Annotated in this window: 15 protein-coding genes; 10 read left to right on the top strand and 5 right to left on the bottom strand. The window is 73.0% G+C overall.

Annotated features, from left to right (window positions below; genetic code table 11):
• Window positions 1-39: 39 nt before the first annotated feature.
• The 6 genes from C5H89_RS17830 (at window position 40) to C5H89_RS17855 (ending at window position 5,890) form a co-directional block, all read left to right on the top strand.
• Entirely contained in the window at window positions 40-1,335 is a 1,296-nt protein-coding gene (locus tag C5H89_RS17830; protein WP_104108295.1) for a histidine kinase, read from the top strand.
• Window positions 1,332-1,997, top strand: coding sequence for a response regulator transcription factor (locus C5H89_RS17835; protein ID WP_101525720.1), 666 nt, complete (start codon window positions 1,332-1,334; stop codon window positions 1,995-1,997). Before C5H89_RS17830 ends, C5H89_RS17835 begins: the two co-directional genes overlap by 4 nt.
• 115 nt (window positions 1,998-2,112) lie before the next feature.
• Window positions 2,113-2,904, top strand: a complete 792-nt coding sequence (locus C5H89_RS17840) for an ABC transporter ATP-binding protein (protein WP_104108296.1) — start codon at window positions 2,113-2,115, stop codon at window positions 2,902-2,904.
• 5 nt (window positions 2,905-2,909) lie between these two features.
• Window positions 2,910-4,808 (top strand): ABC transporter permease, encoded by a 1,899-nt coding sequence (locus tag C5H89_RS17845; RefSeq protein ID WP_104108297.1) that lies wholly within the window; start codon window positions 2,910-2,912, stop codon window positions 4,806-4,808.
• 28 nt (window positions 4,809-4,836) lie between these two features.
• Window positions 4,837-5,358 carry a DUF4333 domain-containing protein gene (locus tag C5H89_RS17850; RefSeq protein ID WP_104108298.1) on the top strand — a complete coding sequence of 174 codons (522 nt, stop codon included), beginning with the start codon at window positions 4,837-4,839 and terminating at the stop codon, window positions 5,356-5,358.
• A gap of 1 nt (window position 5,359) precedes the next feature.
• The gene (locus C5H89_RS17855) at window positions 5,360-5,890 is read left to right on the top strand and encodes a hypothetical protein (RefSeq protein WP_104108299.1); all 531 of its coding nucleotides are present in this window, start codon (window positions 5,360-5,362) and stop codon (window positions 5,888-5,890) included.
• Between the two features lie 13 nt (window positions 5,891-5,903).
• Here C5H89_RS17855 and C5H89_RS17860 read toward each other — a convergent pair whose 3' ends face one another.
• Genes C5H89_RS17860 through C5H89_RS17870 form a run of 3 tightly spaced genes read right to left on the bottom strand, consistent with a single transcriptional unit; the run spans window position 5,904 to window position 8,108 of the window.
• Window positions 5,904-6,419 carry a hypothetical protein gene (locus C5H89_RS17860; protein WP_104108300.1) on the bottom strand — a complete coding sequence of 172 codons (516 nt, stop codon included), beginning with the start codon at window positions 6,417-6,419 and terminating at the stop codon, window positions 5,904-5,906.
• A 34-nt stretch (window positions 6,420-6,453) separates the two neighbouring features.
• A complete protein-coding gene (locus C5H89_RS17865) occupies window positions 6,454-7,746 on the bottom strand; it encodes a putative T7SS-secreted protein (RefSeq protein WP_104108301.1) in 1,293 nt (430 codons plus the stop codon).
• The gene (locus tag C5H89_RS17870; protein ID WP_104108302.1) at window positions 7,743-8,108 is read right to left on the bottom strand and encodes a hypothetical protein; all 366 of its coding nucleotides are present in this window, start codon (window positions 8,106-8,108) and stop codon (window positions 7,743-7,745) included. The genes C5H89_RS17865 and C5H89_RS17870 overlap by 4 nt, the downstream gene beginning before the upstream one ends.
• A gap of 162 nt (window positions 8,109-8,270) precedes the next feature.
• Between C5H89_RS17870 and C5H89_RS17875 the strand changes: the two genes are divergently transcribed.
• Window positions 8,271-8,963, top strand: coding sequence for an NAD-dependent deacylase (locus C5H89_RS17875; RefSeq protein ID WP_104108303.1), 693 nt, complete (start codon window positions 8,271-8,273; stop codon window positions 8,961-8,963).
• Window positions 8,964-9,006: 43 nt separating this feature from the next.
• On the opposite strand, the gene C5H89_RS17880 is transcribed toward C5H89_RS17875, so the two are convergent.
• A complete protein-coding gene (locus C5H89_RS17880; protein WP_162799458.1) occupies window positions 9,007-10,791 on the bottom strand; it encodes a HAMP domain-containing sensor histidine kinase in 1,785 nt (594 codons plus the stop codon).
• Window positions 10,792-10,912: 121 nt separating this feature from the next.
• Between C5H89_RS17880 and C5H89_RS17885 the strand changes: the two genes are divergently transcribed.
• Entirely contained in the window at window positions 10,913-12,058 is a 1,146-nt protein-coding gene (locus tag C5H89_RS17885) for an acyl-CoA dehydrogenase family protein (RefSeq protein WP_104108305.1), read from the top strand.
• Between the two features lie 47 nt (window positions 12,059-12,105).
• Here the strand turns inward: C5H89_RS17885 and C5H89_RS17890 are convergent, their stop codons facing one another.
• Window positions 12,106-13,839 carry an ATP-binding protein gene (locus C5H89_RS17890; protein WP_162799459.1) on the bottom strand — a complete coding sequence of 578 codons (1,734 nt, stop codon included), beginning with the start codon at window positions 13,837-13,839 and terminating at the stop codon, window positions 12,106-12,108.
• A gap of 225 nt (window positions 13,840-14,064) precedes the next feature.
• Here C5H89_RS17890 and C5H89_RS17895 point away from each other — a divergent pair, with 225 nt between their 5' ends.
• Both C5H89_RS17895 and thpR read left to right on the top strand, forming a co-directional pair.
• Window positions 14,065-14,796: a VIT family protein gene (locus tag C5H89_RS17895; protein WP_205305114.1), complete on the top strand. Its 732-nt coding sequence runs from the start codon at window positions 14,065-14,067 to the stop codon at window positions 14,794-14,796.
• A 21-nt stretch (window positions 14,797-14,817) separates the two neighbouring features.
• Complete coding sequence (gene thpR / locus C5H89_RS17900; RefSeq protein ID WP_104108307.1) at window positions 14,818-15,420, top strand: RNA 2',3'-cyclic phosphodiesterase; 603 nt, start codon at window positions 14,818-14,820, stop codon at window positions 15,418-15,420.
• Window positions 15,421-15,428: the final 8 nt, after the last annotated feature.

The raw sequence follows: 15,428 nt of genomic DNA on the forward strand, positions 1-15,428 counted from the left end.
GCCGGTGGGCGGGCGTCTCCTGGTGGGGAGCCCAGGCCGGTGCCACGCCGAGTCCGCCCTACCGCGCTCGACCTGCTGGTCGCCGGCGCCTGCGGCGTGCTGGCGCTCGCCGGGCTGGCCGCCGTCCCGGCCCTCTCCTCGGCAGACCCCTCCGCCGAGCCGACGCTTCCCGCACTGGGCGGGACCGGCTGGTGGCTGGGCGCCATGACGCTGCTGGCCCAGGCCGCCGTCCTGCTGCTGCGCCGTACGGCGCCCCGGGCGGTGCTGCTGCTGGCCGCGGCGGCGGTGCCGGTGGCCGCCGCCTGCGGGCTGGGTGACGCGACGGGCCTCGCCACCCTGACGGTCCTGGTCGCGGTCCTCACCCTGGGGCTGGCGCAGCCTGCCTCCCGCTCCTGGCCCGCCCTGCTGGGCGCGGGCGTGCTGGTCGCCGTCGGCATCACGATGAGCGCCCTGGACTCCGGCGAGCCCACCGGGGCCGCGATCGTCGGCGGCCTGCTGCAGGGGCTCGGCACCATCGGCCTCCCCCTGGTGCTCGCGGTCGTCCTCACCGCCAGGCGCGAGACCCGGCTGGCCCGGGAGAGCCAGGCTGCCGCGGTCGCCCGGGAGCAGGACGCGCTGCTGGCCGCCGCCGTCGCCCGCGAGCGGACCGCCATGGCACGGGAGCTGCACGACATCGCCGCGCACCACCTCTCCGGCATCGCGGTGATGACCGCCGCCATCGGGACCCAGATCGACTCCGACCCAGCGGCGGCCAAGGAAGGCGTGGCCCAGGTACGCCGGCAGAGCAAGGCGGTGCTCCAGGACCTGCGCCGCCTGGTGGGACTGCTGCGCGAGCAGGACCGCCCCGGCGATGGAGCCACGGTGCGACCGGAGTCCCTGTCCGGGGTCGCCGCCCTGGTCGAGGACGCCGCCACCGCGGGCCGGGAGGTGGGCCTGACCGTGCTGACCGGTGCGGGCCCGCTCGGCGCCGGCGTCGGCCCGCTCGCCCAGCTCGCCGGCTACCGCACAGCCCAGGAGGCCCTGGCCAACGCCGCCCACCACGCCCCGGGTGCCGAGGTTCAGGTGGTCCTCGACGACCGCGCCCCCACCAGGGCCCGGCTCACCGTGCGCAACGGCCCGCCGCCGGCGCTGCCGGCCGCCGGGGTCCGCAGCGGCTTCGGGCTGCTGGGCATGCGCGAGCGGGCCGAGCTCACCGGGGCGGAGCTGGAGCACGGTCCCACTCCCGAGGGGGGCTGGCAGGTGGTGCTGGGGATGCCGCGCGAGGGTGACCTCGGGGCTGACCGTCCCGACCTGGACCGCGCCCCCAGCAGCGCCCCCGAGAGCGAGGACCGATGATCCGAGTCGTCGTCGCCGACGACCAGCCGCTGGTGCGAGCCGGGCTCGGCACCCTGCTGGGCGCGGAGCCGGACATCACCGTCGTGGCGCTCGCCGCCGACGGCCGCGAGGCGGTCGAGGCCGCGCGCCGCCTGCGGCCCGACGTGGTCTGCATGGACGTCCGGATGCCCCACCAGGACGGCATCAGCGCCACCCGTGAGCTCTGCGGTCCCGGGGTCGAGGACCCGATACCGGTGCTGGTGCTCACCACCTTCGACATCGACGAGCACCTGTTCGGGGCGCTGGAGGCCGGGGCGTCGGGCTTCCTGCTCAAGGACGCCGAGCCCGAGGTCCTGGTCGCCGCGGTGCGCACCGTGGCCCGGGGCAACGGCACCCTGGACGACGCGCTCACCAAGCGGGTGCTCCGCGAGGTGGTGACCCGACGCGAGACCCGGCCGGTGACCGCCGGGCGCGCCTCGGAGCTGCTCACCGCCCGCGAGCTGGACATCCTGCTGCTGCTGGCCCAGGGCATGTCCAACGACGAGATCGCCGCCGAGCTGTTCCTGGAGACCTCCACGGTGAAGTCGCACCTGGCCCGGATGATGCCCAAGATCGGCGTGCGCTCACGCCTCCAGGCCGCCGTTTGGGCCTACCAGAACAAGGTCGTGGCCATCCCCGACTGAGCGGCTTGCATCGAAGGATGCAACCTCCTCGGCTCATCCTTGCGGCGCTCGAGGCGCACCCCCGGTCGCTCCTAGCGTGGCTGATGTCCCAGCCGAGTCGCCCGAGGAGCCCGCCATGACCAGCCCCAGCACCCAACCCGCCACCGCGCCGCCCCCGACCGCAGCCACCGTCGGGGCCACCGTCGGAGCCGCCGTACGCCTGGAGGAGGTGCACAAGCAGTACGGCGGCACCCCCGCGCCGGTGCCCGCGCTGCGCGGGGTCTCCCTGACCCTGCCGACCGGGTCGTTCACCGCCGTGATGGGGCCCTCGGGCTCGGGCAAGTCGACGCTGCTGAACTGTGCCGCCGGGCTCGACGTGCCGACGAGTGGCCGGGTCTGGGTGGGCGGGGAGGAGATCAGCGCCCTGGCCCCGGACGCCTTGACCCGGTTCCGCCGTGAGCACGTGGGGTTCGTCTTCCAGGACTACAACCTGGTCGCGCACCTCAGCGTGACCGACAACGTGCAGCTGCCGGTGATGCTGGCCGGCAAGGAGCCCGACCTGGCCTGGCAGGCCGAGCTGCTCGCCGAGATCGGACTCACCGGCATGGAGGACCGTCGACCCGGCGAGCTGTCCGGCGGCCAGGCCCAGCGGGTCGCCATCGCGCGGGCCCTGTTCTCCCGGCCCACGGTGGTCTTCGCCGACGAGCCGACCGGAGCGCTCGACTCGCGCACCGGCACCGACGTGCTCACCCTGCTGCGCGATACCGCCAGCCGGCTGCGCCAGACGGTGGTGGTGGTGACCCACGATCCCCGGGTGGCGGCAGCCTCGGAGCAGGTGCTGCTCCTGGCCGACGGCCGCCTGGTGGACCGGCTCGACGCGCCGACCGCCGAGCAGGTCACCGCCCGCATGCTGACCCTGGGCCGGTGAGAGCCATGTGGTCGCTGGCTCGTTCCGGCACGCGGGGCCACCTGGCCGCGATGACCGGCACCTTCGTCGTCCTGGCCCTCGCGGGCGCACTCATCTCCGGCACCGGCGTGCTGTTCGAGTCCGGTCTGCGCAGCTCGGGCGACGCCGCGGAGGGCGGCCTGCTGGTCGCCCTGGCCAGCTCGTTCGCCGGGACCCTGCTGACCCTGGTGGTGCTGGTGGTCTCCTCCACCGTCTCCCTGGCGCTGCGCCAGCGCCAGCGCGACTTCGCGCTGCTGCGCGCGGTGGGCGCCACCCGCTCCCAGGTACGCCGACTGGTCGGTCTCGAGGTCGTCCTCGTCGGCCTGGTCGCAGTGCCCACCGGCGCGATCCCCGGGCTGTTCGCGGCGCGCCTGCTGACTCCGGCGCTGGTCGACGCCCAGATGGTGCCGGCCGGGTTCACCATGACCCGCTCGCCGCTGCCGGTGCTCGCGGCGCTCGTGTTCCTGCTCCCGGTCGCGCTCCTCGCCGCTCGCCTGGCGACCCGGGAGACGCTGCGCATCCCGCCGACGACCGCGGTGCGGCAGAGCGTGGTCGAGCCGGCCGGCATCGGGCCGGTACGCCGGATCTCGGCACTGGCGCTGGCGGTCTGCGGCCTGGTCGCGGCGTTCAGCCCGCTGGTGGTGCCGGGCACCATCGGCAGCGCCGCCGCAGCCACCTCGGCGTTCCTGCTGGTCGCCGCCGCAGCCCTGGCCGGACCGCTGCTGGTGGCATGGGTGCTCGGTGCCACCCACCGGGTGCCGGGCGGCCCAGCCACCACGCTGGCGCTGGCCAACACCCGCGGCTTCTCCCGCCGGCTGACGACCGCGGTGGTGCCGCTGGCGCTGGTGCTCGCGGTGGGCACGGTGCAGACCACCGTGGACGACACCGTCGCCGAGGCGGCGACCCGGCAGCTGGCCGACGGCCTGCGCGCGGACCTGGTCGTCATCTCGCCCGGGCTCGACGACTCCCGGCTGGCCGCGCTCGCCGCGGTCCCCGGGGTCGACAGCCTCACGCCCCTGGGCACGGTGAGCGCCCAGGTGCAGGTCGACGACGAGCTCGGCGGGGTCGAGGCCCTCTCGTGGGAGTCCGGCCCGGTGCGCACCCTGCCCGGCGGCGGAGTGGCAGGCCTGCTGGACCTCGACGTCGTCGAGGGCGACCTCTCCGAGCTGGACCGGCCCGACACCGTGGCGATCAGCCGGGACGCCGCCATGGACACCGGCAAGGGGCTCGGCGACACGATCCTGGTCCGCTGGGCGCCCGGGGTCGAGTCGCCCACCGAGGTGGTCGCGGTCCACGACCGGGGCCTGGGCTTCGGGGGCTTCCTGACCGGACAGGCGACTCCCGCCGCCCACGGCGTCGATGCCCCGCCCGACACGGTGCTGTTGGGCACCAGCGACGACCGCGCTGACGGTGAGGCAGCGCAGGCCGTGGCCGGGCTCGGCCTCACCGTCACCGACGAGGCGTCGTACGTCGCCGCGGCGAGCGCCGGGGACGATGCCGGTCGTGCGCTCTCCACGGCGATGCTGCTCGCCCTGCTCCTCTTCGTGGGCATCGCGGCCGCCAACACCCTGGTGCTCACCACGGCCGGGCGACGCTCCGAGCTGACGCTGCTGCGCCGCACCGGCGCGACCGGCGCCCAGTTGGTGGCGATGGCCGGGGTCGAGGCCCTGGTGGCGGGGGTCGCGGCCTGGGTCATCGCGGTGGCAGCGGTCGTCCCCTCCGTGCTCGGCGTGAGCTTCGGGCTGCTCGGTCCCAGCGTGCCGCCGATCGACCTGGCGACCTTCGGTGGCCTCACCCTGGTCGTGCTCCTCGTCCCGCTGCTCACGGTGGTCCCGGTCGTCCTCTCGGCGAACCGGCGGGCGGGCGCCGAGATGGTCCGCGGATGAGCTCACGGGGTCTGATTGACTGCTCCCCATGCGAACCCACGGCTCCGGTCTCCGCCTCGGCTCCTCCCTCGGGACCGCCCTGCTCCTCGGCCTCCTTACCGCCTGCAGCAGCAGCGCGTCGGCGGTCGACGCCGGCACGTTGGAGAAGCACGTGCAGGACAACGTCACCGCGGACGCCGGCGTCGAGCTCAGCGTCGACTGCCCCGAGGACCTCGAGGCCGAGGTCGACGCCACGGCCAGCTGCACCGTCGACGACGGCGAGGGACAGACCGGGGTCCGGTTCACCACCACCGAGGTGGACGGCGACGAGGTCTCCTACGAGACCGTGCCCTTCCTCGCAGCCGAGACCCTGGAGACCGCACTGGGCGCCCAGCTGGCGGAGCAGGGCTTCGAGGTCACCGAGCTGGCCTGCCCCGGCGAGCTCGACGGGGTCGAGGACGAGACCACCGAGTGCACCGCCACCTCCCAGGGCCAGGAGGGCGCGATCGGGGTGACCGTCACCGAGATCGACGGCCTGCGCATCGGCTTCTCCTGGAAGGCGCTGAGCTGAGATGAGCACCCCCGTCACCGAGGAGTTCGTACGCCGGGTCCGGGACGCCACCGAGGGCACGCCGTACGTCGTGACCCGCACCAGCAGTGGCTTCGACCTGTCCCTGGACGTGGCCGACGCGCAGTGGTTCGGCCTGTTCAACCGAGCCGGCCTGCGCAAGGTGTTCGTGCACCACGTCAAGGTCACCCCGGACACCTTCAGCATCACCGACGACTCCACCGAGATCCGCTGGGAGGCCGGTCACCCCAAGATCGCGGGGTCGGCCTCGCGCACCATGGGCCGCAGCATCGAGTTCGGCCACGAGAAGATCTGGGCGATTCGCGACGACGGCACCGTGGGTCGGGTCGTGGACTACAAGTTCGACTCCGAGGAGGGGCGGGACCTGATCACCCTCATCGGCAAGGACCTGGGGCTGACGTCCAAGGCGGGCGGCGCGGAGAAGATCGGTCTCTACGCCGCCCTCAGCGTCCCGGTGCTGTTCGTGCTGGGGCTGCTGCTGGTGCTGGTGCTCTGGCTCACTGGTCAGATCTGACCCGTCGACCGGGTCAGCTCGACTCGGGCGAGGAGTGCGAGCCGTCGGGCGCGATCGGCTTCACCGTGCTCATGAACGCCTGGAACTCACGTCCCACCACGTCGAACTGCTCCGCGGCACAGGTGACGGTGTAGATCACCACCACCCGCCGGCTCGGGTCCTTGACGTCGACCAGCCCGGAGAGCACCTGTCCCTGGCGCAGCTCCCAGCCGCGGCCGTCGATGGTGGCGTTGACGCCCAGCAGCTGCAGGATCGCCGGCGCCTCCTCGGAGCCGATCTCCTTGCGGTCCAGGAGCTCCACGGCGTCCGCCTGCGCGCGGGCCAGCTCGACTGACTCGTCGGCGATCGTCTCCAGGGCGATGTAGTCCAGGCGCCAGTCCCCGCTGATGCTCAGGATCGGCACGTAGTCCCCCGGGGCGTTGCGACGCACCGCCATGAAGGCGGCGTTCTCCACGCCCCACTCCTCGGGGCGCACCGGCTCCCAGCCCTCGGGGAGGCGGAACTCGACGGGGACGGGCAGCTTGCTCACAGGGTGGACCTCTCTGGTGCGGGGTGGACGGTCATCACGGGAACCAGCCGCCGATGTGCTCGACGACGTCCTTGCCGGTCTCATAGATCTTGGGGAAGTCGAGCGTCACCTCGCCGCTGACCTTGCCGCCCACTCCCCAGGCGACGCCGCCGCTGCCGCCGACGGTGAACCGGCCGGAGTCGTAGCCGACGTTGACGTCGCCCCCGATCCCGGCGCCGGCCCAGCCCTCGACCCCGACCTTGCCTCCGACGCCGCCCACGTCGAGCTCGCCGTCCACCCCGGCGCGGGCGCCGGCGAACAGCTCCCCGCTGGCGTGCGCGCCGTTGCGGCCGAACAGCGCCTTGCCCTCGGCGGAGGCAGCCACCTCGGCGTTGCCGGACACCTTGGCCTCCGCGGCGCCGTACTCGCCGCCGAACTCGCCGTCCACGCCGACCACGGTCGCCTTGCCGCTCAGGTCGACGCGCACGCCGTCGGAGTCGACGCCGGCCCCCGCGTTGCCCTCGGCCGCGAGGAACTTGAACGTGCCGTCGGCGTTCATCTTGGCGTCGCCCCAGTAGTCCTCCCAGCTGCCCGTGGACCGGAAGAACCAGGCGGCGCCGCTGGCCTCGCCGAAGTTGAGCGAGAAGTCGTCCCAGTTGCGTCCCGGAGCGCCCTCGCGCGGGTCGCTGCCGAACGCCTCGGACAACGGGCCCCAGTTGAAGGAGGGTCCCTGCGCGTCGCCCTCGGCGCCGAACCAGCCGCTCTCGGACTCGGTGCGGGCCCCGTCCTCCTTGCCCAGCTTGGTGGTGGCGCTCTGACCCGCCTGGTCCAGCTCGCTGCGTGCGGTGTCGAGCAGCTCCTCGGCCTCCTCGCGCAGCGCCGCGCCGGGGTCTCCCGGGCCGGCGCCGGGGTGCGGTGGCATCTCGTCCAGCGGGCGGTCCTCCGCCACGGCGGCGTTCCAGGTCTGCCGGGTCTTCTCCCACGCGTCGTAGGCCTCGATGCGCTTGCTCTCGCCCTGCTCCCACTTGGCGAGCGCCTCGGCGGCCTTGCCCTGGGCGGTCTCGAGCTGGCCGGCGTAGGTCTCCAGCGCCTTGGCAGAGGTGTCCAGGAGCTTGAGGTAGAGCTTCCAGCGCTCCCGCTCCTCCTCGTGGGAGGACTCGTAGGCGGAGGCTGCGACGCCGGTCCAGCCAGGCACCCGTGCCGCACTGAAGCTGTCGAAGGCCCCGTCGGTCGTGGTGTGCAGCCCGGTGAGGGTGGTGACGACGGCGCGCACGGCGCTGACGTCACCGGGCACCAGCTCGCGGTGGTCGGAGGTCTCGCCCAGCTCCTTGGACGCCGGGGCTGTCACGGGGCGACCACTCGCGGGCCGGCGGCGGAGGAGCCGGAGGGACCGGGCAGTTCCAGGCCGGGTCGGTCGAACAGGTTCTTCATCGGGTCGAACCGGGTGACGGCGCTCTGGTCGCCGGCCTCCAGGTCGTCCGCGGTCTCGCCCAGGTCACCGGCCATCGTGGTGGCCGCGCTGCTGAGCTGGGTGTTGGCGTCGCGGCAGTAGTCCAGGATCGCGCCGGTCCACTGAGCGAGCTCGACGTGGCCGAACGCCGTGCCGTTCACCCCGTCGCCCGGCACGTGCCGGCAGGCCAGTGGCTCCGCCGCGGCGCGCAGCTTCTTCGCGGCGCCGCGCAGCTCCTCGGGCACGACCTCGAGTGTCATCGCTTCTCCGTCCGACGTGGCAGTTCCACGTCTCCTATCCCCCGCCAGCCCTGCTGAAACTCCGGCAGCGGCCGGCCCGGCACCTCGGCGGGACCGGCCCGGTCACTGGTGAAGATCTATCACGCCCGCCGGCGCCGTGATGACGTCGGAGATACTGACGGCATGAAGGTCGTGATCCTGACCGGTGCCGGCATCTCCGCGGAGAGCGGGGTGCCCACCTTCCGCGACGCCGACGGCCTCTGGGAGGGCCACGACGTGATGCAGGTGGCCACCCCCGAGGGCTTCGAGGCCGATCCGGCGCTCGTGCAGCGCTTCTACGACCTGCGGCGCGCCCACCTGTCCCGGGTGGAGCCGAACGCGGCGCACCTCGCCCTGGGCCGGTTGGCCGAGCACCTGGGCGACGACCTGGTCGTGGTCACCCAGAACGTCGACGACCTCCACGAGCGCGGCGGCGTGAAGCACGTGCTGCACATGCACGGCGAGCTCAACTCCGCGCTGTGCCAGGCCTGCCTGGCCCGCTTCCCGTGGTACGACGACCTCGCGCCCGAGCCGCCCTGCCCGCGGTGCGGAGCCCACCTGCTGCGACCCGACGTGGTCTGGTTCGGCGAGGTGCCGCTGCACATGGACGAGACCCTGGAGGCGCTGGAGCAGGCCGACGTCTTCGCCGCCATCGGCACCTCTGGGATGGTGCAGCCGGCAGCGAGCTTCGTGCACTTCGCCCGCGCCAACGGCGCTCACACCATCGAGCTGAACCTGGAGCCCACCCCGGGCACCGAGGACTTCGAGGAGTCCCGGCTGGGCCGGGCCGGCGACCTGGTGCCGCAGTGGGTCTCGGAGCTGATCGCCGTCGCCTGACCGGCACCGACGCAGGCACCGACGCAGGCACCGACGCCGGCGATCAGCCGGACGGCAGCCAGACCCGGAACGTGGTGCCCTCCCCGAGGGCGGACTCCACCTCGATGCGACCGCCGTGGCCGACCACGATGCGCCGCACGATCGCCAGCCCGAGCCCGGTCCCGGGTCGGGTCAGGGCGCGGGTGTTGGTGGAGCGGAAGAACTCGGTGAACAGCCGCTCCTGGTCCTCCGCGGAGATCCCCAGGCCCTCGTCGGAGACCCAGAGCAGCACCTCCTCGTCGAGGCGCTCCACTCCCACCCGGACCGTGGACCTGGCGTCGGAGTACTTCACCGCGTTGCCCACCAGGTTGTCGACCACGCGCCCAAGGTCGTCGGGGTCCCCGAGCACGGTGACCTTGTCGGCGACGCCGGCGAGCTCCAGCGCCACGTCCGCCTGCGCGCTGACCACCGAGGTGAGCTCGGCGCTCTCCCTGACCAGGGCGGCCAGGTCGACGGGAACCCGGTCCGGGCCCTGGTCCGGCCCGCCCAGGCGACTGAGCGTGAGCAGGTGGTCGGCCAGGGTCTCCAGGCGGGCGGCACCCTTGCCCATCGCCGCCAGTGAGGCCCGGACCTCCGGCGGTGCCGAGGGCCAGGCCTCCAGCATCTCCAGGTGGCCCACGATCACCCCGATGGGGTTCTTCAGCTCGTGCAGCACGGTCTCGATCAGCTCGGTCCGGTAGCTGTCGAGACGGCGCAGCTCGACGTTGAGCTGCTGCTCCTTCTCGAAAGCGCGCGCGTCGAGCACCGCCTGGCCCAGGTCATGGCCCACCTCGAGGGCGGCCGCGCTCTCGCTGTCGGTCCAGCGCACCTCGTCGGCGCCCCGGACGATCACCAGCGCACCCAGCAGCCGGCTCGAGCCGGTGACCGGCACGACGATGATGCTGCGCACCCCGTGCTCCTGGGCGGCTCCGGCGAGCACCGCCGCGTGGCGCACCTCCAGCCGCACGCCGCCCCACACCTCCTCGCGCTCGGCGATGACCACATGGCCCTCGGTCCAGGCCAGGCGGGCGGCGGCCGCGATCGCCGCGTCCAGGTCCTCGCTGCCGTGGCCCGCGGCGTGGCCGCGGTCCTCCCGCTCGGCGGGACCGAAGACGTGGATGTGCAGGTCCACGGCCCGGAACGCGCTCTTCAGCTCGCCCTGGGCCACGTCGAGCAGCTGCTCGAGCCCGTCGTGGTTGCTGGCCGAGCGGATGACCTTGCGCGCGGCCCCGCCGAGCCTGAACCGCTGGGAGAACGACTCGCGCTCCACGGTGGTGACCACGGCGCGGAATGCGAGCTGGAGCTCGTCCGAGAGCGCCAGCAGGCCTTCAGGACGCAGCCGCATCCCCGAGAACGGCTCATCGAGGTAGAGCACCGCCCGCAGCTCTCCGTCACCGTCTCGCAGCCGGGCCGCGAGGACGTCCTCGGCACGCCAGGCGTCCCGGTCGCCGGCAGCGGCCTGGAGCCGGGGCACGTGCCCGTGCCTGCGGATCTGGGCGAGCGCCTCCTGCGTCAACCACTCCGCGGCCACGAAGGTGAAGGCCCCGAAGTCCGCCCCGCAGTTGAAGACCGGGGCCATCGCGCCCACCGGCGACCCGCGCCCGAGCAGACGCTCGCGGCCGGAGCTGGTGCCGTGGATGGCCACGAACTCCAGCATCGCGTCGCTGCGGAGCACCTCGATGGCACAGACCGCGAAGCCCGCGCGAGTGGCGACGTCCTCGGCGATCTGCTGCAGGGCCTCGCGGTCCGAGGGGTCTCCCCACGAGGTGGCGCGCGGACGCAGGAACGCACCGTCCTGCGGCTCGACCATCCCCATGACCCCTGCTCTCTTCCCCGTGCGTCAAGCGATGACACCACGGCCCCGCGCGCCCTGGGAAGCCGTGGCCGAGATCTTTGCCAAGCGCTCTGGACCGGGTATTACCCTTCAGTACATGACGCGCGAGATCTATGACGAGGACCACGAAGCATTCCGGGCATCCGTGAAGGAGTTCCTCGACCGCCAGGTCGTGCCCCGCATGGAGGAGTACGCCGGCAACCACGGGCTGGACCGTGAGTTCTGGCTGGAGGCGGGCAAGCAGGGCTTCCTCGGCCTGGAGGTCCCCGAGCAGTACGGCGGCTCCGAGGCCGGCGACTACCGGTTCAACGCGGTGCTCACCGAGGAGCTGGCCAAGGTCAACATGACCCTGCCCTCCTGCGTCGGGATCCACGCCGACATCGTGGCGCCGTACCTGGTGCACCTGACCAACGAGGAGCAGAAGCAGCGGTGGCTGCCGCGCTTCTGCAGCGGCGAGCTGCTCACTGCCATCGGCATGACCGAGCCCGGTGGCGGCTCGGACCTGGCCAACCTCAAGACCACGGCCGTCCGCGACGGCGACGACTGGATCATCAACGGCTCCAAGACCTTCATCACCAACGGCGGCAGCGCCGACCTCGTAGTGGTCGCGGCGCGCACCAGCCCGGAGAAGAAGGCCAAGGGCATCTCGCTCTTCGGCGTCGACACCTCGCTGCCCGGCTTCTCCGTCGGCCGGGTGCTGGACAAGGTGGGCCAGGACGAGTCCGACACCGCCGAGCTCTCCTTCGAGGACGTCCGGGTCAGCAACGCCGACCTGATCGGCCCCCTGGACACCGGCTTCATCTCGATGATGCAGTTCCTCCCCCAGGAACGCCTCGGCTCGGCGGTGACCAACCTGGCCCACGCCGCGCAGATCCTGGAGGAGACGGTCCAGTACGCCAAGGACCGCAAGGCCTTCGGCCAGCCGATCGGCAGCTTCCAGCACAACCAGTTCCTGCTGGCCGAGCTGGTCACCAAGATCGAGGTCACCCAGGCGTTCGTGGACCAGTGCGTCATCAAGCACACCAAGGGCAAGCTCACCCCGGTCGACGCGGCCAAGGCGAAGTGGTGGACCTCGCAGGTGCAGAACGAGGTGCTCGACCACTGCGTGCAGCTGCACGGCGGCTACGGGTACATGAACGAGTACCGCGTGGCCCGTGCCTGGCGCGACGCCCGGGTCTCCAAGATCTGGGCCGGCTCCAACGAGATCATGAAGATGCTGATCGGGCGCGACCTGGGTCTCTGACTCCCACTCGGGGGTCACTTCGACCCGTCGCGCGACGGGTCACCCGGCTACCCGGCGGTGGACGACAGCGAGCTGCTGCGCCCCGTCGGGTGGTCGGTCCCTTCCGGCGAGGGCTCGGAGGACGCGGGCAGGGAGAACCGGAAGGTCGCACCCGAGCCGTCGCTCTCGGCCCAGATGCGTCCGCCGTGCCGCTCCACGATGCGGCGGCTGATGGGGAGGCCCAGGCCGGTGCCGCCCAGCTGCCGGCTGTCGTCCATGTCGACCTGGTGGAACCGATCGAAGATCGCCTCCAGCTCGGTGGCCGGGATGCCGCGGCCCCGGTCCTGCACCGCGACCAGCACCGTGTCATCCTCCCGGACCACGGTGACCTCGACGGCCGTGCCGGGCGGGGAGAACTTCAGGGCGTTGCCGAGCAGGTTGACCAGCACCTGCACCACCCGGTCGGCGTCGCACCAGGCCCGCTCCTCCGTGGCCCGGCAGCGCAGCTCGACCTGCTGACGCACGGCCAGCGAGCCCAGCGACGCGGCCGCGTCCGCCACGAGGTCCGCCAGCCGGTGGGAGGCGGGCGCGAAGCTGAAGGTGCCGCTCTCCAGGCGCTCGAGGTCGATGATGTCGTCGACCAGGCGGGATAGCCGCTCGCTGCCGCGACTGGCCACGGCGAGCATCGGTCGGGCGCTCGGGGGCAGGTCGCCGGCGTCGCCGTCGTGCAGCATCTCCAGGGAGCCGCGGATGGCGGCCAGCGGGGTGCGCAGCTCGTGACTGACGGCCGTCACGAACTCGTGCTTCATCGCGTCGAGCCTCCGGTAGGCCAGGGTCAGCTCCGCCAGCTCCCAGGTGCGCTCCGCGACCCGGTCCTCCAGCTGCCCGCGCAGCCGCCAGCCGTCCCGCGTCTGGGCGACCTGCCGGATGCCGATCGCGACGATCGTGACCACTCCGAAGACCGTGGACGCGGTGTCGCGGGGGGCCAGCACGGTGCCGGCGACCAGCGCCCCGAGCGCGGCCAGGTCTGGCAGCAGCGGGGAGATGACGCCGGACAGGTGCCGGCGCAGCTGACGCCGGGGGGTGGGCGAGGTCGCGGCGAACGCTGCGGCGACGGCGAGCGCCAGCGGCGCGAGGGTGTAGGCGAGATCGACGAGGGTCCAGTCCTTCGCGCCCCCGCTCACCGTCATCAGGGCGTAGCCGTTGTCGGCGGCGGCGAAGAGCGCGAACGCCATGCCGATCAGCACGATGTCTGGTCGGCTCGGTCCGGCGCTGCGCAGCAGCAGCAGCAGGGCAATGGACGCGGCCAGCCCGGAGCCCAGCGGGTAGGCAGCGAGCATGATCGCCTCGTTGAGGCTGCTCCCCGAGGCGAAGACCGGGCGCAGCACCAGAGCGTGGGTGATGTAGACGACCGCCAGTCCGAGCACGATCGCATCCAGCACCATGGAGCGCCACATCCCGCGCTCGGTGTGCAGCACGGGATAGACCAGCAGCCCGATCGTCCCCGGGACGAAGGCGAGGAGAGAGATCGTGTCCGCCAGCTGGAGCGCGGTCGCCCCCTCGGCGGCTCCGGCAGCACTGGTCAGGCCGTCGGCCAGGCCGTACATCATCAGGTAGACGGCGATGAGGGTCCACGCCGCTCGCATCCGTCCCTGGGTGCGCCGGGCTGCGTCGAGGCTGAACACCGCGGCCAGGCCGGCCGTCAGGGCGCCGAGGGACCCGCCCCCGCCCGGGCTGAGGGGCTGCCAGCCACTCACGGTGCCCGCACCGGCGAGGACCGCGACGAGGACGAGCAGGTTCAACCGCAGGACAAGAGGTCGCGACAGCGCTGAGAGTCCCCCAAGCCTCATCACACACACGCTTTCCGGCCACGGCGCACGGCCTCGTCCCCCACCGGCCGACGTCTTGGCCGGCGCTCATGGAAACACCTGGTGGCAGGCCGCGCTGGACTTTCGCGCAACATCGCGCGGGAAGGCCCGGGTCGCCGGACCATTGCCAGAACTCCACCGCCTCCGGAGGATGGACGGGTGAGGACCAACCCCAAGGGCGGCGCGATCGGCCGGCACGACCACGAGCCCCACGAACGGAGCTCGGCCGCCCGGCTCAACTGGCTGCGGGCCGGCGTGCTGGGCGCCAACGACGGCATCGTCTCCACCGCCGGCCTGGTGGTCGGCGTGGCCGGCGCGACCGAGGACACCTCGGCCATCGTGGTCGCCGGGATCGCCGGAGTCATCGCGGGCGCGCTCAGCATGGCGGCCGGTGAGTACGTCTCGGTCAGCACCCAGCGCGACTCCGAGCGGTCCTCGCTGCTCCGGGAGGAGCAGGAGCTGATCGACGACCCGGTCTCGGAGCTGGCCGAGCTGGCCGGGCTGCTGCGGGAGAAGGGGATCAGTGAGCCGCTGGCCCGACAGGTGGCCGAGGAGCTGACCCAGCACGACGCCCTGGCTGCGCACGCCGACGTGGAGCTGGGGCTCGACCCCGATGCGCTCACCAACCCCTGGCACGCGGCCTGGGCCTCGATGATCTCCTTCGTCCTGGGCGCCCTGCTGCCGCTGCTGGTCATCGCCTTCTCGCCGACCGGGACCCGGGTCTGGATCACCGGGCTGGCGGTCGCCACAGCCCTGGCCGTCACCGGGTTCATCAGCGCCCGGCTGGGCGGCAGCCCGGTCGGCCGTGCGGTGCTGCGCACCGTGACCGGGGGTCTGCTGGCGATGGTGGTCACCCACCTGGTCGGCAACGTGGTCGGCCCCCAGGTCTGATCGAGGCGGCACACTGGGGCCATGCGCTGCTTCGTGGCCGTCGTACCCCCGGCCGACGCCCTGGAGGACCTCGACGCCTTCCTGGACGTACGACGTGCCTCAGGTGACTTCCGGTGGACCCCCGAGGACCAGATCCACCTCACGCTGGCCTTCTGCGAGGAGGTGGCCGATCGACACCTCGACGAGCTGCTGGAGCGCCTGGAGCGCGCGGCCGCGCGGCGCACCCGCTTCGCCACCCGGATCGCCGGCGGCGGCGCCTTTCCGAACGTCAGCGACGCCCGGGTGCTGTGGGCCGGATTGGAGCTCGACGAGGACGCCCGGACCGAGGTGGGGCGGCTCGCCGACGGCTGCCGGGCCGCGGCGAGCCGCACCGGCATCGCCGTGGCGGGTCAGCGGTTCCGGCCACACCTGACCGTGGCCCGGGTACGTCGTCCCACCGAGATGACCCCCTGGGTGCGGCTCCTGGACGCGTACGCCGGCCCGCCCTGGACGGCCGACTCGATCTCCCTGGTGCAGTCCCACCTCGGGGAGGGGCCGCGCAATCGGCCTCGCTACCAGGTGCTCGCCGAGCTGCCCCTGGGGCCGTCCGACGCAGGAGCCGCCCACCCGGACGGATCCGGGTGAGCGGCTCG

The sequence above is a fragment of the Nocardioides sp. 616 genome (assembly GCF_002930065.1).
GTDB classification, from domain to species: Bacteria; Actinomycetota; Actinomycetes; order Propionibacteriales; family Nocardioidaceae; genus Nocardioides; species Nocardioides houyundeii.

Excerpts from the sequence above, each read along its gene's own strand:
- C5H89_RS17845 (WP_104108297.1), top strand. The coding sequence starts at position 2,910 with ATGTGGTCGCTGGCTCGTTCCGGCACGCGGGGCCACCTGGCCGCGATG.
- C5H89_RS17835 (WP_101525720.1), top strand. The coding sequence starts at position 1,332 with ATGATCCGAGTCGTCGTCGCCGACGACCAGCCGCTGGTGCGAGCCGGG.
- thpR (WP_104108307.1), top strand. The coding sequence starts at position 14,818 with ATGCGCTGCTTCGTGGCCGTCGTACCCCCGGCCGACGCCCTGGAGGAC.
- C5H89_RS17850 (WP_104108298.1), top strand. The coding sequence starts at position 4,837 with ATGCGAACCCACGGCTCCGGTCTCCGCCTCGGCTCCTCCCTCGGGACC.
- C5H89_RS17840 (WP_104108296.1), top strand. The coding sequence starts at position 2,113 with ATGACCAGCCCCAGCACCCAACCCGCCACCGCGCCGCCCCCGACCGCA.
- C5H89_RS17885 (WP_104108305.1), top strand. The coding sequence starts at position 10,913 with ATGACGCGCGAGATCTATGACGAGGACCACGAAGCATTCCGGGCATCC.
- C5H89_RS17880 (WP_162799458.1), bottom strand. The coding sequence starts at position 10,791 with ATGGTCGAGCCGCAGGACGGTGCGTTCCTGCGTCCGCGCGCCACCTCG.
- C5H89_RS17870 (WP_104108302.1), bottom strand. The coding sequence starts at position 8,108 with ATGACACTCGAGGTCGTGCCCGAGGAGCTGCGCGGCGCCGCGAAGAAG.
- C5H89_RS17855 (WP_104108299.1), top strand. The coding sequence starts at position 5,360 with ATGAGCACCCCCGTCACCGAGGAGTTCGTACGCCGGGTCCGGGACGCC.
- C5H89_RS17875 (WP_104108303.1), top strand. The coding sequence starts at position 8,271 with ATGAAGGTCGTGATCCTGACCGGTGCCGGCATCTCCGCGGAGAGCGGG.